The sequence below is a fragment of the Stenotrophomonas sp. YJH_SMC_119 genome (assembly GCF_059368315.1).
In genome coordinates this window covers 169,885-195,434 of sequence record NZ_JCAFRP010000005.1, presented here as the reverse complement: position 1 = coordinate 195,434, position 25,550 = coordinate 169,885, and the positions used below count along the sequence as shown (strand labels likewise).

Annotated in this window: 27 protein-coding genes; 7 read left to right on the top strand and 20 right to left on the bottom strand. The window is 67.4% G+C overall.

The window, feature by feature from the left end; genetic code table 11:
• Positions 1 to 86: 86 nt before the first annotated feature.
• The 4 genes from AC5P6S_RS10110 to AC5P6S_RS10095 all read left to right on the top strand — a co-directional run bounded on the left by AC5P6S_RS10110 (position 87) and on the right by AC5P6S_RS10095 (position 3,237).
• Positions 87 to 413 (top strand): ComEA family DNA-binding protein, encoded by a 327-nt coding sequence (locus AC5P6S_RS10110; protein ID WP_024958219.1) that lies wholly within the window; start codon positions 87 to 89, stop codon positions 411 to 413.
• A gap of 352 nt (positions 414 to 765) precedes the next feature.
• Positions 766 to 1,851: a L,D-transpeptidase gene (locus AC5P6S_RS10105; protein WP_012479357.1), complete on the top strand. Its 1,086-nt coding sequence runs from the start codon at positions 766 to 768 to the stop codon at positions 1,849 to 1,851.
• A 17-nt stretch (positions 1,852 to 1,868) separates the two neighbouring features.
• A complete protein-coding gene (locus AC5P6S_RS10100; protein ID WP_109814063.1) occupies positions 1,869 to 2,594 on the top strand; it encodes a murein L,D-transpeptidase catalytic domain family protein in 726 nt (241 codons plus the stop codon).
• A gap of 34 nt (positions 2,595 to 2,628) precedes the next feature.
• Positions 2,629 to 3,237 (top strand): HutD/Ves family protein, encoded by a 609-nt coding sequence (locus AC5P6S_RS10095; RefSeq protein WP_005412516.1) that lies wholly within the window; start codon positions 2,629 to 2,631, stop codon positions 3,235 to 3,237.
• A gap of 147 nt (positions 3,238 to 3,384) precedes the next feature.
• Here the strand turns inward: AC5P6S_RS10095 and AC5P6S_RS10090 are convergent, their stop codons facing one another.
• The 13 genes from AC5P6S_RS10090 to AC5P6S_RS10030 form a co-directional block, all read right to left on the bottom strand.
• Positions 3,385 to 4,989 carry a sulfite reductase subunit alpha gene (locus AC5P6S_RS10090; RefSeq protein ID WP_495204592.1) on the bottom strand — a complete coding sequence of 535 codons (1,605 nt, stop codon included), beginning with the start codon at positions 4,987 to 4,989 and terminating at the stop codon, positions 3,385 to 3,387.
• Positions 4,986 to 5,957, bottom strand: coding sequence for an FAD:protein FMN transferase (locus AC5P6S_RS10085; RefSeq protein WP_099485005.1), 972 nt, complete (start codon positions 5,955 to 5,957; stop codon positions 4,986 to 4,988). The genes AC5P6S_RS10090 and AC5P6S_RS10085 overlap by 4 nt, the downstream gene beginning before the upstream one ends.
• 53 nt (positions 5,958 to 6,010) lie before the next feature.
• On the bottom strand, positions 6,011 to 6,814 hold the full coding sequence (locus AC5P6S_RS10080; RefSeq protein ID WP_005408419.1) for a DUF4198 domain-containing protein: 804 nt from the start codon (positions 6,812 to 6,814) through the stop codon (positions 6,011 to 6,013).
• 122 nt (positions 6,815 to 6,936) lie between these two features.
• Entirely contained in the window at positions 6,937 to 7,455 is a 519-nt protein-coding gene (locus AC5P6S_RS10075; protein ID WP_005408420.1) for a DUF2271 domain-containing protein, read from the bottom strand.
• 26 nt (positions 7,456 to 7,481) lie between these two features.
• The gene (locus AC5P6S_RS10070; protein ID WP_005408421.1) at positions 7,482 to 8,120 is read right to left on the bottom strand and encodes a PepSY-associated TM helix domain-containing protein; all 639 of its coding nucleotides are present in this window, start codon (positions 8,118 to 8,120) and stop codon (positions 7,482 to 7,484) included.
• 199 nt (positions 8,121 to 8,319) lie between these two features.
• Positions 8,320 to 10,740 (bottom strand): TonB-dependent receptor domain-containing protein, encoded by a 2,421-nt coding sequence (locus AC5P6S_RS10065; protein ID WP_241876070.1) that lies wholly within the window; start codon positions 10,738 to 10,740, stop codon positions 8,320 to 8,322.
• A gap of 145 nt (positions 10,741 to 10,885) precedes the next feature.
• Complete coding sequence (locus AC5P6S_RS10060) at positions 10,886 to 11,287, bottom strand: hypothetical protein (protein WP_099561326.1); 402 nt, start codon at positions 11,285 to 11,287, stop codon at positions 10,886 to 10,888.
• A gap of 164 nt (positions 11,288 to 11,451) precedes the next feature.
• Positions 11,452 to 12,129: a Fe2+-dependent dioxygenase gene (locus AC5P6S_RS10055; protein ID WP_049430447.1), complete on the bottom strand. Its 678-nt coding sequence runs from the start codon at positions 12,127 to 12,129 to the stop codon at positions 11,452 to 11,454.
• A 10-nt stretch (positions 12,130 to 12,139) separates the two neighbouring features.
• Positions 12,140 to 12,859, bottom strand: coding sequence for a tetratricopeptide repeat protein (locus AC5P6S_RS10050; RefSeq protein ID WP_012479363.1), 720 nt, complete (start codon positions 12,857 to 12,859; stop codon positions 12,140 to 12,142).
• Between the two features lie 68 nt (positions 12,860 to 12,927).
• The gene (locus AC5P6S_RS10045; RefSeq protein ID WP_241876071.1) at positions 12,928 to 15,234 is read right to left on the bottom strand and encodes a TonB-dependent receptor; all 2,307 of its coding nucleotides are present in this window, start codon (positions 15,232 to 15,234) and stop codon (positions 12,928 to 12,930) included.
• 152 nt (positions 15,235 to 15,386) lie between these two features.
• Entirely contained in the window at positions 15,387 to 15,791 is a 405-nt protein-coding gene (locus AC5P6S_RS10040; protein ID WP_049448608.1) for a hypothetical protein, read from the bottom strand.
• A gap of 202 nt (positions 15,792 to 15,993) precedes the next feature.
• Positions 15,994 to 16,326 carry a non-heme iron oxygenase ferredoxin subunit gene (locus AC5P6S_RS10035; protein WP_012479365.1) on the bottom strand — a complete coding sequence of 111 codons (333 nt, stop codon included), beginning with the start codon at positions 16,324 to 16,326 and terminating at the stop codon, positions 15,994 to 15,996.
• The gene (locus AC5P6S_RS10030; RefSeq protein ID WP_005408429.1) at positions 16,323 to 16,862 is read right to left on the bottom strand and encodes a GNAT family N-acetyltransferase; all 540 of its coding nucleotides are present in this window, start codon (positions 16,860 to 16,862) and stop codon (positions 16,323 to 16,325) included. The genes AC5P6S_RS10035 and AC5P6S_RS10030 overlap by 4 nt, the downstream gene beginning before the upstream one ends.
• 206 nt (positions 16,863 to 17,068) lie before the next feature.
• Here AC5P6S_RS10030 and AC5P6S_RS10025 point away from each other — a divergent pair, with 206 nt between their 5' ends.
• A complete protein-coding gene (locus AC5P6S_RS10025) occupies positions 17,069 to 17,719 on the top strand; it encodes a transposase (RefSeq protein ID WP_099524193.1) in 651 nt (216 codons plus the stop codon).
• Between the two features lie 142 nt (positions 17,720 to 17,861).
• On the opposite strand, the gene AC5P6S_RS10020 is transcribed toward AC5P6S_RS10025, so the two are convergent.
• The 6 genes from AC5P6S_RS10020 to AC5P6S_RS09995 are packed head-to-tail and all read right to left on the bottom strand — an operon-like array spanning position 17,862 to position 23,493.
• Positions 17,862 to 19,118, bottom strand: coding sequence for a cysteine desulfurase (locus AC5P6S_RS10020; protein ID WP_005408431.1), 1,257 nt, complete (start codon positions 19,116 to 19,118; stop codon positions 17,862 to 17,864).
• Positions 19,115 to 20,377 carry a Fe-S cluster assembly protein SufD gene (gene sufD / locus AC5P6S_RS10015; protein ID WP_495204591.1) on the bottom strand — a complete coding sequence of 421 codons (1,263 nt, stop codon included), beginning with the start codon at positions 20,375 to 20,377 and terminating at the stop codon, positions 19,115 to 19,117. The genes AC5P6S_RS10020 and sufD overlap by 4 nt, the downstream gene beginning before the upstream one ends.
• Positions 20,377 to 21,141 (bottom strand): Fe-S cluster assembly ATPase SufC, encoded by a 765-nt coding sequence (gene sufC, locus AC5P6S_RS10010; protein WP_065183147.1) that lies wholly within the window; start codon positions 21,139 to 21,141, stop codon positions 20,377 to 20,379. Before sufC ends, sufD begins: the two co-directional genes overlap by 1 nt.
• A 2-nt stretch (positions 21,142 to 21,143) precedes the next feature.
• Positions 21,144 to 21,548, bottom strand: a complete 405-nt coding sequence (locus AC5P6S_RS10005) for a hypothetical protein (RefSeq protein WP_099474280.1) — start codon at positions 21,546 to 21,548, stop codon at positions 21,144 to 21,146.
• Positions 21,545 to 23,020: a Fe-S cluster assembly protein SufB gene (sufB, locus tag AC5P6S_RS10000; protein ID WP_005408435.1), complete on the bottom strand. Its 1,476-nt coding sequence runs from the start codon at positions 23,018 to 23,020 to the stop codon at positions 21,545 to 21,547. The genes AC5P6S_RS10005 and sufB overlap by 4 nt, the downstream gene beginning before the upstream one ends.
• Before the next feature lie 17 nt (positions 23,021 to 23,037).
• Positions 23,038 to 23,493, bottom strand: coding sequence for an SUF system Fe-S cluster assembly regulator (locus tag AC5P6S_RS09995; RefSeq protein WP_005408436.1), 456 nt, complete (start codon positions 23,491 to 23,493; stop codon positions 23,038 to 23,040).
• A gap of 208 nt (positions 23,494 to 23,701) precedes the next feature.
• On the opposite strand from AC5P6S_RS09995, the gene AC5P6S_RS09990 reads away from it, so the two are divergent.
• Together AC5P6S_RS09990 and AC5P6S_RS09985 are read left to right on the top strand one after the other, a co-directional pair.
• Entirely contained in the window at positions 23,702 to 24,169 is a 468-nt protein-coding gene (locus tag AC5P6S_RS09990) for an SET domain-containing protein (RefSeq protein WP_012479369.1), read from the top strand.
• Between the two features lie 162 nt (positions 24,170 to 24,331).
• Positions 24,332 to 24,874 (top strand): type 1 glutamine amidotransferase domain-containing protein, encoded by a 543-nt coding sequence (locus AC5P6S_RS09985; RefSeq protein WP_495204590.1) that lies wholly within the window; start codon positions 24,332 to 24,334, stop codon positions 24,872 to 24,874.
• Between the two features lie 38 nt (positions 24,875 to 24,912).
• Here AC5P6S_RS09985 and AC5P6S_RS09980 read toward each other — a convergent pair whose 3' ends face one another.
• Positions 24,913 to 25,509 carry a YceB family lipoprotein gene (locus AC5P6S_RS09980; RefSeq protein WP_005408439.1) on the bottom strand — a complete coding sequence of 199 codons (597 nt, stop codon included), beginning with the start codon at positions 25,507 to 25,509 and terminating at the stop codon, positions 24,913 to 24,915.
• Positions 25,510 to 25,550 lie beyond the last annotated feature (41 nt).

The window sequence follows — 25,550 nt, the reverse complement described above, 5'->3', positions numbered from 1 at the left end:
TAGGCTGTGTGCATGTGGTGACGGACACTGTTCCTACCGACGGGATTGCCGGTCGGGGCGGCCAGAATCACAGGGAGATACACGTTGTGCCTTGGTTTGTCGTGTTGAGGGCACTGGTGCTGGTCATGGGGATCGCTGGGGCGCATGCCGCCGAACCGATCGACATCAACCGCGCCGATGCCCAGGCGCTGCAGCAGGGATTGACGATGGTCGGAGCCGCCAAGGCCGAGGCGATCGTCGAGCACCGGCGCAGACACGGCCCGTTTCATCGCGTCGAGGACCTGACGCAGGTGAAGGGGATAGGGAAAGCAATCGTCGAACGGAATCGACAGCGGATCACCGTAGGCAACAGGTTGTTGCCGGCGGATCCGGTACCCGGATCGGTACCGGTGCGGACCGTACCGAGGCGCTGACAGCAGGAATCGTCGGAACCGGCAGGAAGCTGGTTCAGCGGTCACGGACAGGACGGCCGTGACCACCGACCGCCGCAGGACGCGGCACCAATCACCAGGATGGTGGCATCACAGACCTGTGGAAGGGGCTGAGATACAAACAGGACAGACGCGGCCGCGTGCAGGATGCAACGCTACCCCCACAGCGCAGGATGCGAGGGGGCGGCAGCAGGCCGACAAGGACGTAACGATTGCCCGGTACGACACATGGCTGTGTCGCCGGGCAGTTTCATTTCCGGCGCCTGGTTTTGCCGCGGCCACCACGGGCCGATGGTGTACGGTGGCCGCACCGCATGGAAAGGACCCCCGCTGGATGCTCCCGCTCCGCCCCACCACCCTGATGCTCGCCCTTGCACTGGCCCTGCCGCTGCTGGCCCATGCCGCTGCGCCGACAGCGGCTGGCAAGCCCACGGCTGCCGCAGCCAGCAGCGCTGAAGTGCGCGGGCCGACCGACCTCAAGCCGGGCGAATACCTCTGGCATCCGGAAATCTCGCCGACCGGCCCGATCGTGCTGGTGGTCAGCCTCGATGAGCAGCGCGCCTACGTCTACCGCAACGGAATTGCCATCGGCCTGACCACGATCAGCTCGGGCAAGGCCGGGCACGAGACGCCAACCGGCGTGTTCACCATCCTGCAGAAGGACAAGGACCACAGGTCCAACCTCTACAACAGCGCGCCGATGCCGTACATGCAGCGGCTGACCTGGGACGGCATCGCCCTGCATGGCGGCAGCCTGCCCGGGCATCCCGCCTCGCACGGCTGTGTGCGCCTGCCGCAGGCCTTCGCGCAGAAGCTGTTCAGCGAAACCCAGCGCGGCGATACCGTGGTCGTGGCCGATGCCAAGAGCTCACCGATGACCCTGGCCTATCCGTCGGTGCTGGCGCCGGTGAACGCGCGCGGTCAGGCGCTGCCGGAGGCCGAGGGCGGAGCCCCGGCACAGGCCTGGTGGGACGACAGCGCGGCGCCGGCCGGGCAGGTCGGCATCCTGGTCAGCCTGCACGACCAGCGCCTGTACGTGCTGCGCGATGGCGTGATGATCGGCGAATCGCCGCTGAAGGCTGACGCCCTGCCGGCGTTCCAGGGCACCACGCTGTTCGTGATGGGGCAGGGTTACAGCGACACCCCCAGCCCGCTGGACGTGAACCAGCGCCTGCACCAGTGGACGGCCTACCCGTTGCTGGGCCAGGACCGCGCCCAGGCCACGCCGGACCTGCTGGCCACGCCCTCGCTGCCGATGGCGCTGCCAGCCGATTTCGCCCGCCAGCTGTACCAGGTGCTGGTGCCGGGCACGACCCTGCTGGTGACCTCGCTGCCGGCGGTCCGCCCAAGCCCGGCTGAATCCGGAATGCAGCCGGTCTTGGAATCCGAGCCGCCAGGGTCCACCCTCAAGGGCAACTGAGTACCCTCGTTGTGCCCATGACTGCATCCCGCCTGTGCCGGCTGGCCGCGTTCGGCCTGCTGGCGACCTCGGCCAGCGCCCCGGCGCTGGCACAGACGCCCGCCCTTGCCACCAGCGCCGATGATCTGGCTGCCCTGCTGTCGCGCAGTGCGCCCAAGGCCGACCGCCACGTGTTGCAGCTGGCGGCGCACGCCATGCGCTGTGCGCTGCAGCGGCCGGAGCTGGGCATCAACGGTGATCGCCTCAGCGTGATCGATTACTCGCGGCCGTCCACCGAGCCGCGCCTGTGGGTGTTCGACCTGGCCCACCAGCGCCTGCTGTTCGAGGAGTGGGTGGCGCATGGCCGCAACAGTGGCGAGAACCGCACCGAGCACTTCTCCAACCGCGATGGCAGTTTCATGTCCAGTCTCGGCGCGTTCACCGCGCAGGAGACCTACATGGGGGGCAATGGATATTCGCTGCGTCTGGCCGGGCTGGAACCGGGCTTCAACGACCGCGCGCGTGACCGAGCCATCGTCATCCACGGCGCGCCGTACGTGAATCCGGCCACCGCACAGCTGCAGGGGCGGCTGGGCCGCAGCCTGGGTTGCCCGGCGGTGCGCCTGTCGGTGGCCAGGCCGCTGATCGATGCGTTGCGTGGCGGCACGATGGTGTTTGCTTACTACCCCGACCAGGATTGGCTGAAGCACTCGCAGCTGCTGGCCGGCGGGTGCGGTGGCCAGGGCACGCTCGCCACGCGGTGATGCACGACGGCGCGCGGCATGATGCAATGCGCCGATGAACATCGACTCCCTGCTGCACACTCCGAGCCAGGTGATCTCCAGCCTGGACTACCGCCGCGAACGTTGGCGCAACGGCCTGGGCTGGACCCGCGAGATCCTGCGCCTGCCCGCGCAGGGGGATGACTGGGCGCTGCGCCTGTCGGTGGCCGAAATCGAACAGGATGCCGCGTTCTCTGCCTTCCCCGGCGTGGAGCGCGAACTGGTGTTGCTGCAGGGCAATGGCGTGCGCCTGCGCTTCGACGATGGACGCGTGGCGGAAGTGCTGCCGCCACACGGACGAGTGCGGTTTGCTGGTGAGGAGACACTGCACGGGGAACTGGTCGATGGCACCACCCACGACTTCAACCTGATGTGGAAGCGCGAGCTGCTGCAGGCCGAACTGCTGCACCGGCCGCTGGTGGGCGCGATGTTCTTCTTCTGCGAACCGGGCGTGGCCTGGGCGCTGCATTTGCTGGCCGGTCAGGCGGAGTTTGGTGCCGACAGCGGGCTGCCGGCGCTGCAGGCGGGCGATACCGCATGGTTGGCGGCCGGCGAACGTCAGCGGCACGCGTTGCAGGGCGGTGGCGAGTTGCTGGCGATACGGGTCAGTGCAGCAGCGGGATGATTCCTGGGCGCCGGTGGGCGCCATCCACGCATGGCGTGGATCTACAGCTGTGCGGTTGTCACCATGCCTGGGCACGCCGTCATGGTGCGGCTGTGATTGGGGTCAGAGCCCTTTCCTGCGGAAAGGACTCCGACCCCGATGGTTCGTTCAATACACATCGCGCCGGTAACGACCGGCCAGCAACAGCGCTTCCTTGCCCGCAGTACCCAACACCTGCTCGATCACCGCATCCACCGCCGGGGCCATGCCCTGCAGGCTGCCGCAGACCAGGATCGTCGCGCCTTCATCCACCCACTGCCGCAGCGTTGCCGCTTCGGCCAGCAGCCGGTCCTGCACATAGCGATGCGCGCCGCCATCGCGGCTGAATACCGCATCCAGCCGCGCCAGCGTGCCGTCGGCCAGCATTGCCTGCAGTTCTTCACCGAAGTGGAAGTCGTGCGCGGCGGTGCGCTCACCGAACAGCAGCCAGGTGCGGCGTGCGCCACTGCGTACGCGTTCGTGCAGATGCGCGCGCAGGCCGGCGATGCCGGTGCCGTTGCCGATCAGCAGCAGCGGCACATCGGCGGGCACGCCATGGAAGTTGTCGTTGCGGCGCAGACGCAGCTGCACCGGTTCGTCGATGGCCGCGTGTTCGCACAGCCAGCCACTGCCGATGCCCGGTGTTCCATCGGCGCGCAGTTGGCGGCGCAGCAGCAGCTCCACCGCACCGTCGGCCATCACCGAGGCGATCGAGTACTCGCGATGCGGCAGCGGCTGCAGGGTCGCCAGCAATGCAGGCAGATCACCCGGGGGAACCAATGAGGGCAGGTGCGAGCGCGCGACGCGTGCCAGCAACGTCTGTCCGTCATCCAGCACGATGTCCGCGTCAAAGCGTTGTGTGTCCAGCCAGGCACGCACGGTGTGCGATGCGTGCTGTGGGCCGATCTCGGCGATGTCACCGGCCTGCCATTGCGCATCTGCATCGGCTGGGGGCTGCAGGCGCAACCAATACACGGGGCCGCCGGGGCTGCCCGGGTTCAGATGCTCGCGTTGCAGCAGCGTCCACGGCTGGTACTCGGCCGGACTCCAGTCGGGCAGTTCGCTGGCGCTATCGCCGAGTTGTCCCAGCAGCTGTTGCCAATGACGCAGCGCTGCCGGATCGGCGTTGTCGACTTCGATTGCATCGAACAGTGGATGCGCGCCGTGCTGGCGCAGCCATTGGTCGAGCTGGTGACCGAATCCGCAGAAGTGGCCATAGCTGCGGTCGCCCAGTGCGAGCACGCCGTAGTGCAGATGCTGCAGCGAGGGCGGCGTGGCCATCACCCCGCGCAGGAAAGGCAGCGCGTGGTCGGGCGGATCACCTTCGCCGGTGGTGCTGGCGATGAACAGCGCGCGCTGGCTGCCGGCCAGCAACGCGGCGTCGACCTCATGCAGTCCGCGCACGCGCGCTGGCACGCCGGCACCGCGCAGGGCCTCGGCACTGCGTTCGGCCAGTTCGCGGGCGAAGCCGGTCTGGCTGGACCAGGCCAGCAGGATGGGCGCGGAGTCTCCGCTTGCGGCATCGTCGCGCGGGCGCCCACGCCACCACAGTGCAACGCAGGCCAGCGCATACAGCGCCGTGGCGAGTACCGCGATCTGGGACTGCCGCGCCGGTGGCGCACCCTGCCACCAGGCTTCACCGAGGTGCAGGCGCAGCAGCGCCCAGCCGATCAGCGCCAGCAGAAGCAGGACCAGCGCGTTGCCGAGCCACGCGCGCGACGGCCGGGTACTCATGGGCTCTGCTCGTCGAGCAGGCGCTGGAAGGCGCTGCTGAGGAATTCCTGCGGGCCGTCTGCTGCACGCTGCAGGTAGCGTGCAGCCAGGCCTTCGCGCTCGGCCAGCGCCATGCCCTGTTCGCGGCCCAGCACGGTCAGTGCGGTGGCCCAGGCATCGGCGTGCATGGCGTCGTCGGCCACCACGGTGACTGCCGCGGCAACCTGGCGCACCGGTCTGCCCGAACGCGGGTCCAGGCTGTGACTGTAGGCCTCGCCATCGACCTGGTACTGGTGCCAGCGATCGCCGGAGGTGGCCACCGCCTTGCCCTCCAGCGCCAGCACCCGCGGCGGGGTATTGGTGTGCGCATCTTCTTCCGGAGCGGACTCCACCAGCACGCGCCACGGCTGGCCGTCCGGTTTGCGGCCGTAGCCGGCCAGTTCGCCGCCGACTTCGACCAGCGCGGCAGTGATGCCCTGTGTGCGCAGCCACGCAGCGACATGGTCGACGCCAAAGCCCTTGGCGATCGCGGAGAGATCCAGTTCCAGCCCACCCGGTTGCAACAGCGCATCGTCCTGCCATTGCAGGCGCTGCCAACCGCAGCGATCGCGCGTGGCCTGCAGGGTAGCGTCGTCGGGCTGGCGGCGTTCACCGGCATGTGCACCGAAGCCCCACAGTGCAACCAGCGGACCGACGGTGGGATCGAAGGCGCCGCCACTGGTGGACGCGATGGCCTGCGCGCAGGCCACAACGTGGCGGGTCTCGGCCGGCAGCACGCACCATTGGCCCGCGTCGGCGCGGTTGTAGCGGCTCAGGTCCGAACCGGGCTCCCAGGTACTCATCTGCGCGACCACTTCGTCCAGCCGCGCCTGGATGCCGGCGTGCAGCGGGTGCAGGTCGCGCTGGCGCGGCGCGACCAGCGACACGCTCCAGGTGGTGCCCATGGTGGTGCCGCCGAGGCGGGCGATGTCGAGCAGGGAATCGGTCATGGTGATGCGTTGCGGGTGCGATGCCGGGCTGCCCGGCATCGCGGTCCACGTCATTACTGCGGCAGCACTTCCAGCGTGGCGACGTAGCTCAGGCGGCGCTTGGCGGCCTGCTTCACCGACGTCTTGTTGTCCTCGGTGCCGGTTTCCAGCCAGTACATGCCGGCTTCCGGCCAGGTCACCTTGATCTCGCCCTTGGCATCGCTGGTGACCTTCAGCTCGTCCTGTGCGTTGCGGTAGCGGGTGGCACCACGCACGATCTCGAATTCCAGGCCGGCCGCCGGCTTGCCATCGACGAGCACGCGGAAGGTGGCTTCCTCGCCGGCGAACAGATCGTTCGGGTGGCCGACGGCGACCAGCTCGATGCCACGGTTGGTCGGCTTCAGCGCAGTATCGTTCGGCGCGCCGTTGGTGACGAAGGTCTCCACGCGGCCGACCGACTGGCTCACTTCCAGCTTCTTCGCGTCCTTCGGCAGTTCGCCGAAGGTGGCAACGCTGCCGCGCCAGCGCTTGCGCTCGCCGTTCTGCTCGTAGGTGGCGAACAGGCCATCGTTGACCGACGCGATGCGGTAGGTGCCCGGCTGCTTCAGTTCGATGTCGAACACGCTGCGGTACTTGCCGGTCGACGCGTTCTGCGGCTGCACGGTGCTGCCGTCCGGTGCGGTGATCACCAGCGATTCCAGGCGCAGCGGCACGTGGTTGAAGTAGAACAGATCGTTGGAGACCGCACCGTCGACGGTGATCCACGGCGCGTTGCCGGCGATCACGGTCTGCGAGGGCAGCAGCCAGGCCTTGTGGGCCAGGGCGGAGAAGGGAAGGGCAGCGGCCAGGGCGGCGGCGAGGACGAGCGTGCGCTTCATGCGGAAGACTCCAGTTGGAAGGGGTCGGATCCCTTTCCATCGGAAAGGGCTCTGACCCCGGGGGATACGGCGATGGGGTCAGAGCCCTTCCTGCGGAAGGGATCCGACCCCGGCTCAGGCAGTTATGGTTTGACGGCGAGGGTGACCTGGCCCAGTTCGGTGGCGCCCTGCGCCTTGCCGTTCTGCGCGGCGGTAGCCGGCCAGGTGAAGGGGATCTTCAGCAGCTCGCGGCCGCCGACTTCGCGCACCGCTTCCACCACCAGGGTGTAGTTGCCCGGGGCCAGCTGCTTCAGTGCCGGCTGCCTGTCATTGAACGACAGCGCGTGCTTGCCGGCCGGGCGGGTCGGGCCGGTCACGCCGTCCACCGGCACCTGCAGGGTGCGGCCACTCTTGCGCCACCACTGGCGCAGGTCGGGCAGCCACTTGGTGCCGTGGCCTTCGCTGTTGCTGGTCTGCTGGTACCAGACCGAGAGGTTGGCCGCGACCTTCTGGTCGGCGCCTTCCAGCCACACGGCCACATACGGGCGGTGGTATTCGGCCACGTTGAGCTTGGGCACTTCGACGTTGATGTCGAGGGTGGTGGCATAGGCCGGCGAGGTGGCCAGCAGGCCGCTGAGGGCGATGGTCAGGGTGACGCGCATGGGGCGGCTCCGGAAAGGGGGAAAAGTCAGTGGATCAGCAGCAGGGCGATCAGCAGCGGGATCATCAGGCCGAGGCCGACCAGCGGCCAGGTCATGCGCCGCTGCCGCGCATGCAGGTGCAGCAGGAACAGGCCGGTGATGCAGAACACCAGGCAGGCCACGGCGAACAGGTCCAGGAACCAGCCCCACGCCGGGCCCGCGTTGCGGCCCTTGTGCAGGTCGTTGAGGTAGGACACCGCGCCGCGCGAGGTCGATTCGTATTCCACCGCGCCGGTCTCGCGATCGATGCTCAGCCAGGCGTCGCCACCGGGGCGCGGCAGCGACAGGTAGATCTCTTCGGGCGACCACTCGGCCGGTCGCCCGCCGATGGCGATGCCCAGCTGCGTGTCCAGCCATTGCCGGGCAGGGCGCGGAATCGGTGCGTTGCCGTCTTCGCGCGTGCCGAGCTGTCCAAGCAGCGCGGCCGGCAGTTCCAGATGCTGGTTCTGCACCTCGGGCTTGGCCTCGATCTTCGCGGCATGGTTGAGGGTCAGGCCGGTCACCGCGAACAGCAGCATGCCGATCAGGCACACCGCCGAGCTGATCCAGTGCCACTGGTGCAGCGTCCGCAGCCAGAAGCCACGATTCTGTTGCTGCTGCACGGTGGAAGAGGCAGGACGGCTCACGGCACGGTTCGAGGCGGACGAGGACTGCCCATTACATCATTGATGAGAATAGCTCGCAATTGCGTGTCGTTCTGTATCCCGGGAGCAGGCATTGCGGGTTGCCGGCCAGCGGCCGGCACTACCGATCGGTAGATCCAGGCCATGCGTGGATGAAGCGGTGCCGACCAAGGTCGGCACCCACCACAGCAGGGCGCGGCGATCAGAACTTCGCGTTGAGCGAGATCCAGTAGCTGCGGCGCTGGTCCTTGGTCGCGTAGTCATCCACGCAACTGAACTCGCTGGGATTGAGCAGCAGGCACGACTGCGAAACGAAGTCCTTGTCGAACAGGTTGTTGACCCGTGCGTTGACCGTCAGCCACGGCGTGGCCTTCCAGCTGCCGCCCAGGTGGAAGATCGTGTAGTCCTCGTAATAGCGCACGTGGCGGGCGCCGGCACTGTCGATGAGGGTGTCGCGATAGCGGTCGTAGCGGCCTTCGCCGATCAGCGACAGGCTGATCGCTTCGTTGATCTGCCAGTTGAGGCTGGCGTTGGCCATGTGCTTTGCCGGCGTGGTGCCTGAGATCGGGCGCCCCTTGTCGGGGCCGCTGGTCTGCTCGCTCCTGGTCCAGGTGTAGTTGCCGCGCAGCTGCAGGGTATCGAGCAGGTCGACATGACCGGCCAGTTCCGCGCCGCGGGTCTCGGCCTTGTCGATGTTCACGCTCTGGGTGAAGGTGCTGTAGCCCAGTGCTGCCCAGCCTGGGCCGATGTCCACGCAGTAGCCGCTGCCGGCGCGCGCCACTTCGCAGTTCGGGAACGTTCCGCCGCTGGCGATCTTGTCTTCGAACATGTTGAAGAAGCCGGTGACGTTGAAGCCCCAGCGCTGGCCTTCGTAGTAGGCGGCCAGCTCGTAGTTGGTGCTGGTTTCAGGCTTGAGGTTCGGGGAACCGACCAGCGGCAGCACGCCCTGGCCACCAAAGCCGGTGATGCCCGGGAACAACTGGTCCGGTCGCGGGGTCTTGTAGCCGGTGCTGACGCCACCCTTGAAGGTCCACGCATCGCTGGCGTTCCACACCAGGTAGCCACGCGGACTGACGTGGCTGCCGAACACGTTGTGGTCGTCGTAGCGCAGGCCGAAGGTAGCGGTGAGGGTATCGGTCAGCGCCCAGTTGTCCTCGGCGAACAGCGCCCACATGCGGTGCTTCTGCCTGGTGTTGCTGCGATAACCGGCGCCATCCATGCCGAACACGCCGTCGATCATGTCGGTGTCGTTGTACTGGCCGCCGACGGTCAGCTTGTGCGCGCCGAAGTCGAGGTCGAGCATCGTGTCGAGCACGTAGCCTTCCAGTTCCATGGTGCGCAGCGGACGCGGCAGGAACGCCTGCAGGCGCGCCATCTCGCTCGGGTTGAGCGCGGCCAGGGCATTGCCACGGCCGGCCGCACAGTTGTTGGCGGCACCGGTGCGGCGGCAGACGTCATTCCACAGCGTCTGCAGGTTGGCGCGCTCGTCCAGGGTCAGCGGCAGCGAACGACCCAGGTTGCTGCTCTTGCTGTGGGTCAGTGAGGTCTGCCAGGTGCCGAAGCTGTAGCGGCCCTGGTGGGTCAGCGATACCTGGTCACGCTCATAGCGCTGGTAGGCGGTGTAGCCCACGCGCGGCTGCACCACGCGGCGGGTGACGGTGCCGCTGCCGTTCGGGTTGGGGATGACCGCATTGCCGACGCGCCACAGGCTGGCCAGGCTGTCCAGCGTGCCGGTCTGGCCTTCGCTGTTGTCGTACTTCTGCCGCGACACGTCGTAGTCCAGCCACAGTTCGTGGTCATCGTTGACCCGGAAGTCCAGGCGCACGCCGGTATTCCAGTTGGTGTTGGCCACCGACTTGCCACCGCCGCCGAAGCCGATGCTGCGCTCCCACAGACTGCCGTCGGGCAGGGTCAGTGCGTCCCACTCCGGATTGGAGGCCTTGGCGTCGTAGTAGCTGCCGCGCACCGCCAGGCTGAGGCGGTCCTTCAGCAGCGGGCCGCTGAGGTACAGGTCGGTGGTGCGCGCATCACCGAACTGGTCGTCCTGCTGCACGGTGAAGCCCTGGGTCACGGCGCCGTGCCAGCGGTCCTGGTTGCGTCGGGTGATGATGTTGATGACGCCACCCATCGCGTCCGAGCCATACAGCGTGGACATCGGGCCGCGCACGACTTCGATGCGCTCGATCGCGTCCAGCGGCGGCAGGTAGGCGAACTGGCCGCCACCGAAATTGTTCGGGTACAGCTGGCCGACATTGCTCTGGCGGCGGCCGTCGATCAGCACCAGGGTGTATTCGGACGGCAGGCCGCGCATGGAGATGGTGGCGCGGCCGTTCTTGTCGGTGGCCTCCAGGCCGACGTCGATGCCTTCGACGTCGCGCAGCGCGTCGACCAGGTTGGTGTAGGGGCGCTTGCTGAGTTCTTCGCGGTTGACCACGCTGATGCTGGCCGGTGCATCGATCACCTTCTGCTCGAAGCCGGAGGCGGTGACCACCACCTTGTCCAGCGTCTGTGGCGCGCCGGTAGCGTCACCGTGGGCGAAGGCAGGGGCGGTCATGGCCGCCAGCACGGCGCTGGTCAGCAGGGTACGGGACAGGGACGAACGGACACGATGGCGCTGGGCCATGGCAGTAACCTCGAAGGATGCAGGGTGGTGCGATGCCAGGCGCGAACGGCGCGGCAGGCACGGGGAGGCCCGGTCAGGGGCGGCAGGGATGAAGCAGGCAGCGGCGCGCGGGCACGACCGCGCAGGCGGTCACGCGGGCCGTGAATCAGGCGAGCGGCGGCGCCTGGCCGCGTTGCTGGCGGCGCCCGGGCGCATCGGCCCAGGGCGTGTCCGGAGCGGCCAGCGGCCAGTCCGGGCGCACGCCGGGCATGGCCGGCGTGGCGGGTACGAGTTCAAGCTCGGTGCGCAGCCATTGGCTGGCCAGCAGCAACGGCGGGCGTGCCTTCTCGGCTGATTTCACCGGAGCGGCAGCACAGCGGCGCAGCTTGGCCGGTGTCTCTTCCTGCAAGGCGCCTTCGCCGCCGCGCTCTTCCAGCGGCATCTGCACGGCCATTCCGGCCTGGCCGTGTGGCAGCAGCGGCAGGGTGCCCAGCAGCAGGGCCAGCATCGCCACCCACGCCAGCAGGCTGGCCAGCGCAGGACGCTGGCCGCGCATGGCGGTGCCCATCTTGCGATGGATGAGTGGACGAGGGCGAAGCGGGCGCAGCAAGCAGGGGTCCCCAGGGGTCTGCCGGCAGCGGCCGGCATCAACGGGGCGTGATTGTAATGAGAGCTGTTAGCCGTTGCAAATGAGAATGATTGCCAAAATGTCGCGGGCCAGCCGGACGGGGCTTAGACCTCGCTCCAGCGCCGCAGCAGGTTGTGGTACACGCCGGTCAGCTGCAGCACCGCCCCGGCGTCGCCGCCGGTCTGCCGCAGGCGCTCGATCGAGCCGTCCATTTCCCATAGCAGGCGGCGCTGCACATCGTCGCGGACCATGCTCTGCACCCAGAAGAACGAGGCCACGCGCGCGCCGGCGGTGACGGGGCGCACCTGGTGCAGGCTGCTGGACGGGTACACGATCAGGTCGCCGGCCGGCAGCTTCACTTCGTGCTCGCCGTAGGTGTCGCTGATGATCAGTTCGCCGCCCTCGTACTCGTCCGGCGCCGACAGGAACAGGGTGCAGGAAATGTCCGAACGCAGCTGTTCGCCGTTGGCCAGGTTCATCACCGCGCCATCAACATGGAAGCCATAGGTGCCGCCACCGCTGTAGCGGTTGAAGCGCGGCGGCAGGTATTTCAGCGGCAGCGCGGCGCTGAAGAACAGCGGGTGCCGGGCCAGTGCGACGAGGATGATCTCGCCCAGTTCGCGGCGCAGCGGTGAGGCCTCGGGCAGCTGCTGGTTGTGCTTGGCCTGCGCGCCCAGATGGCCGACGGTTTCGCGGCCATCGGTCCAGTCGGCGGCATCCAGTCGGCGGCGAAAGTCGGCCACCTGGTCGGCGCTGAGAATGTCGGGGATGTGCAGCAGCATGCGGGACTCCTCAGAGGGACGGCGGCGCGACCAGGGCGCGCACTTGTGGATGCGGCGACGCGGCCAGTTCGGGCACGATGTGCGCCATGAACGCCGGGCTGCCGTGGGCCAGTGCGAGCCGCAGCCAGTGCACGGCCTGCTCGACCTGTCCGGCCTGCAGCAGGATCGAGGCGTAGTTCGCCTGGCCGCGGAAATCACCGGCTTCGGCCGCGCGCTGGTACCAGGCCAGCGCTGCCTGCGGATCGGGTGCGGTATCCAGCCCGTCTTCGAGGTGGCGGGCCAGCAGGTTCATCGATTTGGCATGGCCCAGGTGTGCGGCACGGGTGTACAGGGTCAGTGCCTGTGCGCGGTCCTGGGTCACGCCGCGGCCGGTGGCCAGCAGGTTGGCCAGGTTGTACAGGCCCCAGTCCAGGCCGGTGTCGGCCGCGCGCCGGTACCACACCGCGGCCAGCACCGGGTCGGGTGCGGTGCCCTGGCCCAGTTCGTGGCAGCGGCCCAGCATGTTCATCGCCATCGGCGCGCCGTTGTTGGCGGCGGTCTCGTACCAGAGCCGTGCCGCCGAGGCGTCCTGTGCGGTGCCTTTGCCTTCCATGTGCATCTGCGCGAGCAGCAGTTGTGCCTCGACCTGTCCGGCCTGCGCGGCGTCGCGCACGCGTGCGAAGGCAGCCTGCGGATCGTGCTGCAGCAGCGCGGCAAGAGCGTCGCTGTCGATGGGGGTACGGGTTGCCATGGGGTGAGTATCGCCGGAAACAAAAACGGCGGCAGGAGAGCCTGCCGCCGTGGTGGAATGCAGTTACATCAGAACTTCACGTTCAGTGCCAGGCTGGCCGAGCGACCCGGGGCGATGCTCGCGTAGTGCGAGGCATAGGCCTTGGTGAAGTAGGTCTTGTCGGTCAGGTTCTGCACGTTGAGCTGCAGGCTGATGTTGTCCTGGATCGCGTAGCTGGCCATCGCGTCGAAGCGGGTGTAGCTGGCAATCCACTTGGTGTTGGCGACGTCACCGTACTGCTTGTCCGAGTAGAACGCACCGGCGCCGATGGTCAGGCCGATCGGGAAGCGGTAGGTGGTCCACAGGTTGGCGCTGTGCTTGGCGGTGTTCGGGAACACGTTGCCGTTGTTCGGCGACGGCACGTAGACGTTGGACGGACAGGTGCGGCCCACCGGTGCGCCACAGACGAAACCGTTGTCCTTCAGTTCCGAGTCCAGGTAGGTGTAGCCGCCGTACAGGCTCCAGGCATCGGTCAGCTGGCCGGTGAAGCCCAGCTCGAAGCCGTTGATTTCCTTCTTGCCGGCGTTCTGGCTGGTGCCATTGTCGATGGTCACGCGTGCGTTGTTCATCACGGTGTGGAAGATCGCGGCAGTCAGGTTCAGGCGCTTGTCGAACAGGTCCCACTTGGTGCCCAGCTCGAGGTTCCTGGTGTCCTGCGGCTTGAGGTCGGCCACGGCGGCGCTCAGGCCGTCCGAACCGTCGCCACCGTCCATGCCCGGCGGGGTCGAGGAGGTGCCCCAGGACAGGTAGATGCTGCCGTTGGCGGCCGGCTTGAACACCACGCCGGCCTGGTAGTTCAGGAAGTCGTTGCTGTTGCGCACGCGGGTCGGTGCCTTGCCGGCCACCGGAGTGGTCAGGGTGGTACGGAAGTCGTCGTAGCGCAGGCCGAGGTTGATCATCCACTGCTCATTGAGCTCGATGGTGTCGAACACGTAGGCCGAGGTGGTCTTGGTGCGCTGCTCGACGTCCAGTGCCTTGTCGCTGCGATAGACGATCTGACCGGCCGCCCACGGATCGTTCGGGTTCGGATTGTTGAAGTCGGTGCAGTTGTAGCCGGTGGCCGCGCCGGACACCTGGCAGCGAGTGCTGTTGGCGCTGTTTTCAAGGGGATTGGCGGTGCCCGGCGACATCAGGTAGCTGCCACGGGTCATCTTCTCGTCGCTGTACTCCACGCCCGCGCTGTAGCTGTGCTTGAGCGCGCCGGTCTGGAACGCACCGGTCAGGCCCAGCTGGTCGGCGAAGCTCTTGACGTCGACCGCACGGGTGTTGGTGCGACGCCACAAGGTGCCGTACAGGTTGGGGTTGCCCTTGCTGTCGTCCGGCTGGGTCCACAGGTAGTCGTTGCTGGTGTTGCCCAGGCGCGCGATGTTGCGCAGCTTGTGGCCACCGAAGTCGTAGCTGGCATCCAGGGTGCTGATGTCGGCGCGGGTGCGCTGGAAATCACGGTCGACCAGGCCGTAGTAGTTGTTGCGGTCCGGCACCATCGGGCGGCCATCGCCGTTCTTGGCCACGTTCGGGCCGCTGGAGAACGGATTGCTGTAGGGGAAGCCACCCGCGTCCGGCAGGTCATCGCTCTGCATGTGGTAGTGGCTGGCGATCAGCTGCGCCGGGCCGTTCAAGCCGAAAGCGATCGACGGCGCGATGCCCCAGCGGCTGACGTTGGCGGCGTCGCGGCCGGCGATGTCCGACTCGTGCTTCATCAGGTTCAGGCGGGCGGCGATGCCATCGCCCAGCACGTAGTTGGCGTCCACGGTGCCGCGCGCGTAGCTGTCGGTGCCGATGCCCATGCTGGCGCTGGTCTCGTTCTTCAGCTTCGGCGTCTTGCTCACCAGGTTCAGGCTGCCACCACCGGAGTCACGGCCGCCGTAGGCCGAGCTCGGGCCCTTGACCACTTCCACCTGCTCCAGGTCGAAGATCTCGCGGGTCTGCGAGCCGACGTCGCGCAGTCCGTCGACGAACACGTTGCTCTGCGAATCGAAGCCACGGATGAAGGGGCGGTCACCGGTCGGGTTGCCGCCTTCGCCGGCACCGAAGGTGATGCCCGGCACCATGCGCAGCGCATCCTGCAGGTTGGTCGCACCGGTTTCGGCGATCAGCTTCTCCGACACGATCGACACCGACTTCGGGGTGTCCAGCAGCTCGGCGGTGAACTTCGGCGAGGACGGGTTGAACCAGCTGCCGCGCACCTGCACCTTGTCCAGCTCGGTGGCGTTGCGGGAACCGGCGTCGGCGCCGTCGGCAGCCTGCGCAGCCAGCGGAGCAAAGCCCGCGGCCAGGGTGGCGGTGGCGAGCAGGGAAACGCGCGGGGCGTGCTTGCGGGACGTGATGTGGGTCATGACTGTGGGTAGTGGCTTGGATCGGGAAAGGGCGAGCGCGAGCCGGCGCAGATGGGCATGCGGCGACAGGCGGGAAGTGGGTGCTGTAGAGCCGGGCCAGGCTCGGCTGGCGGGAAACGCAATCAGGCGCACGGCAACGGCCGCAGGGCGCCTCAGCTGGCGTGCGGTGCGGGCGGTGCGTGGCCGGGGTTCAACCGCAGCGCGGGATCATGCAACTGCCAGCGCAGGGCATCGGAGCGCCACAGCGGGATACGCGCGACCAGAGCGGCGCGTGCAGGGACCAGACCGGTGCAGGGCGAGGTGCCCTCGCCATCGAACGGAGTCTCCGGTGCTGGTGCGGCGTGCTGCGGGCATTCGTCGGCTGGCGGTTGCGGCAGCGGCATCGCCTGCAGCAGATCTTCAGCGTGTGCCTGCCAGCCATGCGCAGCCGGATCGCCGCCACGCCCTTCGTGCAAGGCCGACCAGCCCAGCAGCAACGTCAGCAGCACGGCCACGAGCAGTGGCCACCCTTGGCGGGCGAGCTGGCACAGCGTGGCGGTGGGCGCGGGCGAAGCCATGGCGCAGGGGCGATGTCGTTACGAAGATGTTACGTAGAATAACATCAACGATAATGATTCGCATATGCGCAATCGGATTGCCGATCTGGATGGCCTGGAAGGGCCCTGGAGGGCCCCTCAGCGTACTCCAGTGGATATCCGCCCCATGGGTGGATGTTCTCCCGCGAGGCCCCTCTGGGGGCTCTCCGGGCCGAGCGCCGCCTCAATCCCGGTCGTCGCGGGTCCAGACCGCGTCGTGCTCGCGCTTCACCGGAAACTTGGGCACCGGGGTATAGGCCGGGGCACACAGGGCGCGGCCGTCACGAACGTCGAAACGCGCGCCGTGCAGCACGCACTCCACGCTGCCTTCGGTCGTGTTGAACTCGCCCGAGGACAGTTCGAACTCTTCATGCGTGCACTGGTCTTCCAGTGCGTACAGCTCGCCGTCGAGGTTGAATACCACGATCGGCGTGCCGGTCACTTCGTCGAACACGCTCTTCATTTCACCCGGCAGCAGCTCGTTGCCGGCACAGACAAAGGTCCAGGCCTCGCTCACGCGGCGGCTCCGTTCAGCGGCTTTTCCAGGATCTCGAAGCGCAGGTCGTCGCGCTTGGGGATGCCGAAGCGTTCGTCGCCATACGGGAACGGCTTCTTGATGCCGGTACGGCTGTAGCCGCGGCGCTCGTAGAAGGCGATCAGCTCGTCGCGCACGTCGATGACGGTCATCTGCATCACCGGTACGTTCCATTCGCGCGCGGCGTGTGCTTCGGCGGCGTCCATCAGCTGCTTGCCGACGCCGCCGCCCTGCTGGGCCGGATCGACCGAGAACATGCCGAAGTAGCCCTTGCCGTCGACATCGGCGACGTGGGCGCAGGCCACCAGCTGGTCCCCGCGCTCGGCCAGCAGGATGGTCGAGCGCGGGCGGTCGAGGTCGGCCTGGATGCCTTCGGCGTCGATGCGGGCGCCATCCAGCAGGTCGGCTTCGGTGGTCCAGCCGACGCGGCTGGCGTCGCCACGGTAGGCCGAGGTGACGAGGGCGATCAGGGCGGGGATGTCGGCCGGCGTGGCGGCGCGGAAGGTCAGGGTGCTCATGGCCCCATTCTAGGTGGGGTGTGGGCGGGCGCAAATGGGGGAGGGGGCAGATCCCTTTCGCAACGCGGAAGGGATCTGACCCCGGCGTCTACTGACCCAACGGCAGGCCATGGACCGACTGGCACGGGCGCGGAATCGGCAGATGCTCGGGGTCGGATCCCTTTGCGCAGCGAAGGGCTCTGACCCCCTGTTACCAGGAGCTGCCCATGCCGAGGCCACGACGGGTCGATGCACCCGGATATCCGCAACATGTCGTCCAGCGCGGCAACAACCGCCAGCCCGTGTTCTTCACCGATGGCGACCACGTCGCCTACCTTCGCCTGCTGTGTCATCACGCGCACCAGCAGCATTGCCGGGTTCACGCCTATGTGTTGATGGGCAACCACATCCATCTTCTGGCAACGCCTGATGTCTGCGGCGGGCTGTCACGGATGATGCAGGCCGTGAGCCGGACCTACGTACGTCGGGTGAATGAACGGCAGGGCCGCACCGGCACGTTATGGGAAGGGCGCTTCCACTCCACGGTGGTGGATTCGGATCGCTATCTGCTGGCCTGCCAGCGCTACATAGAGCTCAACCCGGTTCGGGCGGGGAAGGTGGCGCATCCCGGCGACTATCGTTGGTCCAGCTATCGCGCCAATGCGCGTGGCAGGCCCAATGCGCTGCTCGAGCCGCATTCGGCATTCGAGCTGATGGGTTCTGATGCGGATGAACGGCGCAGGCGCTATGTGGAGTTCATCGAGGCGGGCATTCCGGCGGGGGATCTGCTGGCGATCCGGCGGGCATTGCAGTCGCAACGGCGGCTGTCGGGAATGCTGGTGGGGTCAGAGCCCTTTCGCATCGCGAAAGGGATCTGACCCCGGTGTGCTACGGGCGGTATGCCGGGTTCATCTGGTCGCGATCCGGCGGGCATTGCAGTCGCAACGGCGGCTGTCGGGAATGCTGGTGGGGTCAGAGCCCTTTCGCATCGCGAAAGGGCTCTGACCCCGGTGTGCCGGCTCAGCCCAGCAGCTTGCGCACCTTGGTAAGCGCGGTCATGAAGCGCTCGATCTCGGCGTGGGTGTTGTAGAACGCCAGCGAGGCACGGCAGGTGGCCGCCACACCAAAGTACTGCAGCAGCGGGTGTGCGCAGTGCTGGCCGGAGCGCACCGCCACGCCTTCCAGGTCAAGCAGGGTCGCCAGGTCGTGCGCATGCGCGCCGTCGATCAGGAACGAGACCACGGCGGCCTTCTCCGGTGCTTCGCCGATGATGCGCAGACCGTCGACGCGGCGCAGCTCTTCGGTGAAATGCGCCAGCAGTTCAGCCTCGCGTGCTTCCACGTTCTCCTGGCCAAGCTGCTGCAGGTAGTCGGCGGCCACGCCCAGGCCGATGAAGCCGGCGATGTTCGGGGTGCCGGCTTCGAACTTGTGCGGGGCATCGTTGAACACGGTGCCGTCGAAGCTGACTTCCTTGATCATCTCGCCGCCGCCAAGGAACGGCGGCATCGCATCCAGGTGCTCGCGGCGCGCCCACAGCGCACCGGTGCCGGTCGGACCACACATTTTGTGGCCGGTGATGGCGTAGAAGTCACAGCCGATCGCGGCCACGTCGACCTTGCGGTGCGGCACGGCCTGCGAGCCATCAACCACGGTGATGATGCCGCGCTTGCGCGCTTCACGGCAGATCTCGCGCACCGGGTTGACCGTGCCCAGCACGTTGGACACGTGGGTGACCGCCAGCAGCTTGACCTCCGGGGTCATTGCCGCGCGCAGCGCATCCAGATCGAGTGCGCCGTCAGGCGTGATCTCGGCCACGCGGATGGTGGCGCCGGTACGCTGTGCGACCAGCTGCCACGGCACGATGTTGGCGTGGTGTTCCATGCGCGTGATCAGGATCACGTCGCCGGCCTTCAATCGCGGCAGGGCCCACGAATACGCCACCAGGTTGATGGCGAAGGTAGTGCCGCTGCACAGCACCAGGTCGCTGGGGCGCACGTTGAGGAAGCGTGCCAGCTTGTTGCGCGCGCCTTCGTAGGCGTCGGTGGCTTCGCTGCCGAGCGCGTGCACCGCGCGGCTGACATTGGCGTTGTAGCGGCGGTAGAACTCGTCCACCGCGCCGATCACCTGCACCGGCTTCTGGCCGGTGTTGGCATTGTCGAAATAGACCAGCGGCTTGCCGTGCACTTCCCGCATCAGCAGCGGGAAGTCGAGGCGGACGCGGTCCCAGTCGGGGGCGCCGGTGCGTTCTTCGATCGGGCGCGGGGTGGACAGGTTCATGCCACACCCGCCTCGGCCAGGGCCTTGTCCAGGCAGCGTGCCAGCTGCGCACGCAGCGCGTCCGGCAGGATCTTCAGCGGTTCGTGGCAGAACGCGGCGCTCAGCAGGGCCTGCGCCTGTGCCTGCGGCAGGCCGCGCGAGCGCAGGTAGAACAGCGCGTTGGCATCGAGCTGGCCGACGGTCGCGCCGTGCGCGGCCTTCACTTCATCGGCGTCGATCACCAGCGTCGGCTGGGTGTCGATCTCGGCATCGGCCGACAGCAGCAGGTTCTTGTTGGACAGGTTCGCATCGGTGCCGTCGGCGCCTTCGCGGATCTGGATGCCACCATGGAACACCACGCGGCTGCGGTTGGCGGCAACGCCACGCCACAGCAGCTCGCAACTCGTATCGCGCGCGATGTGGTCGATGCCCAGGCGGGTCTCGACGTGGCGTCGGCCATTGCCGAGCAGCACGCCGTTGGCGGTCAGCTGGGCGTTGTCGCCTTCCAGGCGCACGTTCAGTTCGTGGCGGCTGAGTGCTGCGCCCAGTTCCAGGTCGACGCGGTGGTACTGCGCGTCGCGGGCCAGCACCGCGTCGGTACGCAGGAAGCTGGTCTGGCGCGCGCTGCCGGCCTGCACGCGGGCGTGCTTGAGCACGGCATCGCGGGCTACATGGGCGTGCAGCACGGTGTTGTCCAGGTGCGCCGAATCGCCGACGCTGAGGCGGTGCTCGACCACGCCCAGGCTGGCGCCGGCACGCAGTTCGATCAGGTGGCGGTGGTGCCAGGCCAGGTCGGTCTCGCCGGCGACGCTGGCGAACACCAGCTGCAGCGGCGCTTCCACCTGCACGCCTTCGTCCACGCGCAGCACCACGCCTTCATCGGCCAGCGCGGCATTCAGGCGAGCGAAGATCTCTTCGCTGCGCTCGTAGCGGCGGCCAAGGAAACGCACGGCGTCTTCGCCGGAGGCCAGTGCGGCCGACAGCGGCTGCAGCTGCACGCCGTCCGGCAGGACCTGCACGTCGCTCAGCGCGGCATCCAGGCGGCCGTTGACGAACACCAGGCGCGGTGCCGGGATGTCCTCCAGCAGCGCGGCGTCCAGCGCCGGGCCCTGCAGCGGTGCCGCCGCGAACGCACGGCGTTCCAGCTGGCGCAGCGAGGTGTACTTCCAGGCTTCGTTGCGCGCGGCCGGCAGGCCGTCACGCAGGGCCGCGTCCAGCACTTCGCGGCGCGCGTCGCTGCCGCAGAAGGCCTGGGCCATGGAGTCGAGCAGGGCGCTCATCAGACCGCCGCCTCGCGCACCACGCGATCCTTGAGGAAATCGTAGCCGTGCGCTTCCAGTTCCAGCGCCAGTTCCGGGCCACCGGTCTTGACGATGCGGCCATCGGCCAGCACGTGCACCACGTCCGGCTTGATGTAGTCCAGCAGTCGCTGATAGTGGGTGATGACCAGGAACGAGCGGTCGGCGCCGCGAAGCGCGTTGACGCCGTCGGCGACGCTCTTCAGCGCGTCGATGTCCAGGCCCGAATCGGTTTCGTCCAGGATCGCCAGCTTCGGCTCCAGCACGGCCAGCTGGAAGATCTCGTTGCGCTTCTTCTCGCCACCGGAGAAGCCCTCGTTGACGCCACGGTGCAGCAGTTCGTCCTTCAGGTGCAGCACGGCCAGCTTCTGGCGCACCAGCTTGAGGAACTGCATGGAGTCCAGTTCGTCCTCGCCACGCGCCTTGCGCTGTGCATTCAGCGCGGCGCGCAGGAAGTAGGTGTTGTTCACACCCGGGATTTCCACCGGGTACTGGAACGCCAGGAACAGGCCGGCGGCGGCGCGCGCTTCCGGGTCCTGGTCGAGCAGGTCGCTGCCTTCGAACTGCACGCTGCCTTCGGTCACTTCATAGCCGTCACGGCCGGCCAGGACATTGCCCAGGGTGGACTTGCCGGCGCCGTTGGGGCCCATGATGGCGTGCACCTGGCCGGGCTTAACATCCAGCGACAGGCCCTTGAGGATTTCCTTGTCGCCGATGCGGGCGTGGAGGTTTTCGATCTTCAGCATGGTCATGGCTTGGTAGGTTTCGGGGCTGCGGGGTCGATGCGGACGATCTGCACCGTGCCGTTGCCGGGCTGCCCAGGTTGAGCGGGGAGGGCGGAGAAAACCACGATGATCTCTTCACCGGGTTCTTGCAGGCAGGAGACTGCGAGGGAGGCCTGTCGGATGGATTCGGCAGCGGCGCGATCCAGCTCACGGTTGCCCGAGCTCAGGCGAGCCCGGATCGCGCCGAAGCTGCCGTCCTGCCGCGTTGTCAGCACTATCGAAAATTCTTTCGGCGCGGAGATGACCGTGCTGGCGGGCAATCTGACCGGGGTGGCACCCACCAGGTCTTCGGGGGTGCAGGACGCGTTGGCCAGGGCCCAGGGCGAAAGGCCCAGCAGCAACAGTGCGGGCAAAGACGTACGCATCATCCGACGCTTCCTTCCAGCGAGACTTCCAGCAGCTTCTTGGCCTCCACCGCGAACTCCATCGGCAGTTCGCGGAACACCTGCTTGCAGAAGCCGTCGACGATCATCGACACCGCGTCTTCCTGGCTGATGCCACGGGCGCGGCAGTAGAACAGCTGGTCGTCGGAAATCTTCGAGGTGGTGGCCTCGTGTTCGACGGTGGCGCCCGGGTTCTTCACCTCGATGTAGGGGAAGGTGTGTGCGCCACACTGCTTGCCGATCAGCAGCGAATCGCACTGGGTGTAGTTGCGCGCGCCATCGGCGTTGCGGTCCACCCGCACCAGGCCGCGGTAGGTGTTCTGGCCACGGCCGGCACTGATGCCCTTGCTGACGATCTTGCTCTTGGTGCGCTTGCCGACGTGGATCATCTTGGTGCCGGTGTCCGCCTGCTGGCGGTGATGGGTCAGCGCCACGGAGTGGAACTCACCGACCGAGTCGTCGCCGAGCAGCACGCAGGACGGGTACTTCCAGGTGATCGCCGAACCGGTTTCGACCTGGGTCCAGGTGACCTTGCTGCGCGCGCCACGGCATTCGGCACGCTTGGTGACGAAGTTGTAGATGCCGCCGACGCCGTTCTCGTCGCCCGGGTACCAGTTCTGCACGGTGGAGTACTTGATCTCCGCGTCTTCCAGCGCGACCAGCTCGACCACCGCCGCGTGCAGCTGGTTCTCGTCGCGCATCGGCGCGGTGCAGCCTTCCAGGTAGGACACGTAGGCCTTGTCCTCGCACACGATCAGGGTGCGCTCGAACTGGCCGGTGTGGCCGGCATTGATGCGGAAGTAGGTGCTCAGTTCCATCGGGCAACGCACGCCCTTGGGAATGAACACGAAGCTGCCATCGGAGAACACCGCCGAATTGAGCGCGGCGAAGTAGTTGTCGCCTACCGGCACCACGGTGCCCAGGTACTGGCGGACCAGTTCCGGATGTTCCTTGATGGCCTCGGACATCGAGCAGAAGATGATGCCCTTCTCGGCCAGTTCCTTGCGGAACGTGGTACCGACGGACACCGAGTCGAACACCGCGTCCACCGCCACGCCTGCAAGCTTGGCACGCTCGTGCAGCGGCACGCCCAGCTTGTCGTAGGTGTCGAGCAGTTCCTTGGGCACGTCATCCAGCGAGGCGTACTTCGGGCCCTTGGGCGCGGAGTAGTAGCTGAGCGCCTGCAGGTCGATCGGCGCGATCTCCAGCTTGGCCCAGTCCGGCATCGGCATGGTCAGGAAGTGGCGGTAGGCGTCCAGGCGCCACTGCGTCATCCACTCCGGCTCGTCCTTCTTGGCCGACAGGGCACGGATGGTGTCCTCGTCCAGGCCCGGCGGCAGGGAGTCCGATTCGATCTCGGTGATGAAGCCGGCCGAATACTTGCGGCCGAGCTGCTCGTGGATCTCGCGGTTGGGGGTGTCGTCGTGGGCGACGTTTTCGATGGTTTCGGTGGCCATGGGGGGCTGCCTGTGGATCAGGAGACGACGTCGACAGCGATGGTGCGGCGCTGTTCGTCATCGGCAAGGGGAAGAGGGGGCAGGATCTGGGCGAGGGTGACATCGCGCAGGGCCTCGGAGACCACGTCGTTGATCAGCCGCCAGCTGCTGCGCGCGCCGCACTTGGGCGCCATGCCGCACTGGTGGTGGTCGTGGCTGCATTCGGTCAGGGCCAATGGCCCTTCCATCGCTTCGACCACTTCGAACAGCGAGATCTCGATGGCCGGGCGGGTCAGGCGGTAGCCGCCACGGACACCGCGCAGGCCTTCGACCAGGCCGGCCTGGGCCAGCGGCTTGAGCACCTTGCTGACGGTGGGCGGCTCCAGGCCGGTGAATTCGGCCAGCTCGGTGGCACTGAGCACCTCGCCCGGACGGGCGGCAAGCACGGTCAGCACCACGGTGGCGTAATCGGTGAGCTTGGTGACACGCAACATGGGAATGCGAGCGGTTCTTAAAGCGGACTGAAATTGTACGCTTTTATTCGCCGGCATCCAACCCGGGCATTCAGCCGGCGCTGGGACGGACCGGGACGACGCACCGGGGCCACCGCCGGGGCGCCATGCTGCGCCAACGGGGTGATTTTCGCAATCACCCGGAATGGGCGAGAATCCCGGTTCCATCCGCTGCAAACAGCCCGTGCCGATGCCGAAGAAGATCCAAGCCCGCAAGTCCGCCATCCATGGCAACGGCGTGTTCGCCGTGGCCCCGATCAAGCAGGGCGAGCGCGTGATCCAGTACAAGGGCCTGCTGCGCAGCCACGGCGACGTTGATGCCGATGACAGCGGCGATGTCGAAAGCGGCCATACCTTCCTGTTCACCCTCAACGATGACTGGGTGATCGATGCCAACTACAAGGGCAACGATGCGCGCTGGATCAACCACAGCTGCGATCCGAACTGCGAGGCGGTGATCGAGGAAGATGAGGACGGTGACAGCCGTGGCGACAAGGTGTTCATCGAGGCGCTGCGTGACATCAAGGCCGGCGAAGAGCTGACCTACAACTACGGCATCACCCTGGCCGAGCGTCACACCGCCAAGCTGAAGAAGATCTGGGAGTGCCGCTGCGGCTCGCCCAAGTGCACCGGCACCATGCTGCAGCCCAAGCGCTGACCGGTACCGGGTAGTGCCGGCCGCTGGCCGGCAAGGCGCAATCCAGGTGCCGGCCAGCGGCCGGCACCACCCGGAGGCTCTCCACCTGCCGTGCACGGCAGGGTCACCGCCGTGCAAGGGCCGTTCTTCCATTCTGTCGGCACCCCCAACCGGAGTGCACCCATGGCAGAACGTTTGAAGGGCAAGCAGATTGCCATCCTTGCCACCCACGGCTTTGAACAGTCCGAACTGACCGAACCCAAGCGTCTGCTGGAAGCCGAAGGCGCGCGCGTCAGCGTCGTGTCGCCTGCAAAGGAGGCGACGATCAAGGGCTGGAAAGAGAAGAACTGGGGCGACGCCGTTGCAGTGGATATTCCGCTGGATGAGGCCGATCCGGCCAGCTTCGATGCCCTGGTGCTGCCGGGAGGGGTCATCAATCCGGACACGCTGCGTATCGACGAGGCTGTACTCGGCTTCGTCCGCGCAGTAGACGAAGCCGGCAAGCCTGTGGCGGCGATCTGCCATGGCCCGTGGCTGCTGATCAACAGTGGCCTCGCCGATGGCCGCGAGCTGACGTCCTGGCCGTCCCTGCAGCAGGATCTGACCAATGCGGGGGCGAACTGGCGCGATGCCGAGGTCGTGGTCGACGGCAACGTGATCACCAGCCGCAAGCCGGACGACATCCCAGCCTTCAGTGAGGCGGTGGTCAAGGCACTCGCCGCCTGATGCGCTGCCGGTAGTGCCGGCCGCTGGCCGGCACCACCTTACTTGCCCAGCACGCCTGCCGGCACCAGGTTGCCCAGGTTCTGGTTGAAGGTGACCACCAGCTTGCCGTTCTTCACCTGTGCCGATTGCACCTGCAGCGCGCCAAGCACGCCGGCCACGGCCGGGTCCAGCTTGTAGATCGGCTCCCGCTGGGCGTAGTCGCTCAGCCAGGCGTTTAGCAGGCCACGGGTACGGGAGTCGAGACGACCGCCCTGGTTGGCCGGTGTGAAGTCATCCACGCTCGGCTGCTGCAGGTGGAATCCCTGGGTCTGCGCGTCGTAGCGCAGGCCGCTGCTGAGCTTCACCGTACCCAGTTTGGCCGGATTGCCACCGGCAGTGGCCAGTGCCACGTCCATGCCAAGGTTCAAGCGCTCGCCGGCCGGGAGGCTCAGCTGGGGGTGGCTCATGGTGAGGGCGATCAGTCCGCCCAACGCGTCCTGGGTGCGCGGGAAGCTGCCATCGAGATACTGCTGCACATCGCTGGCGCCGACCGACAGTTCGCGGCCGGAAATGGATGGGGCGGCCTGCGCGCCGATCGCGGCGGCGATCAGCACGGTGGAGGCGGCGAGGCGGGTCATCAGGGAACGCAGGCGCATGGCGGTGACCGCTGGACTGGGAAAGGATGGAGGAAAGAGTA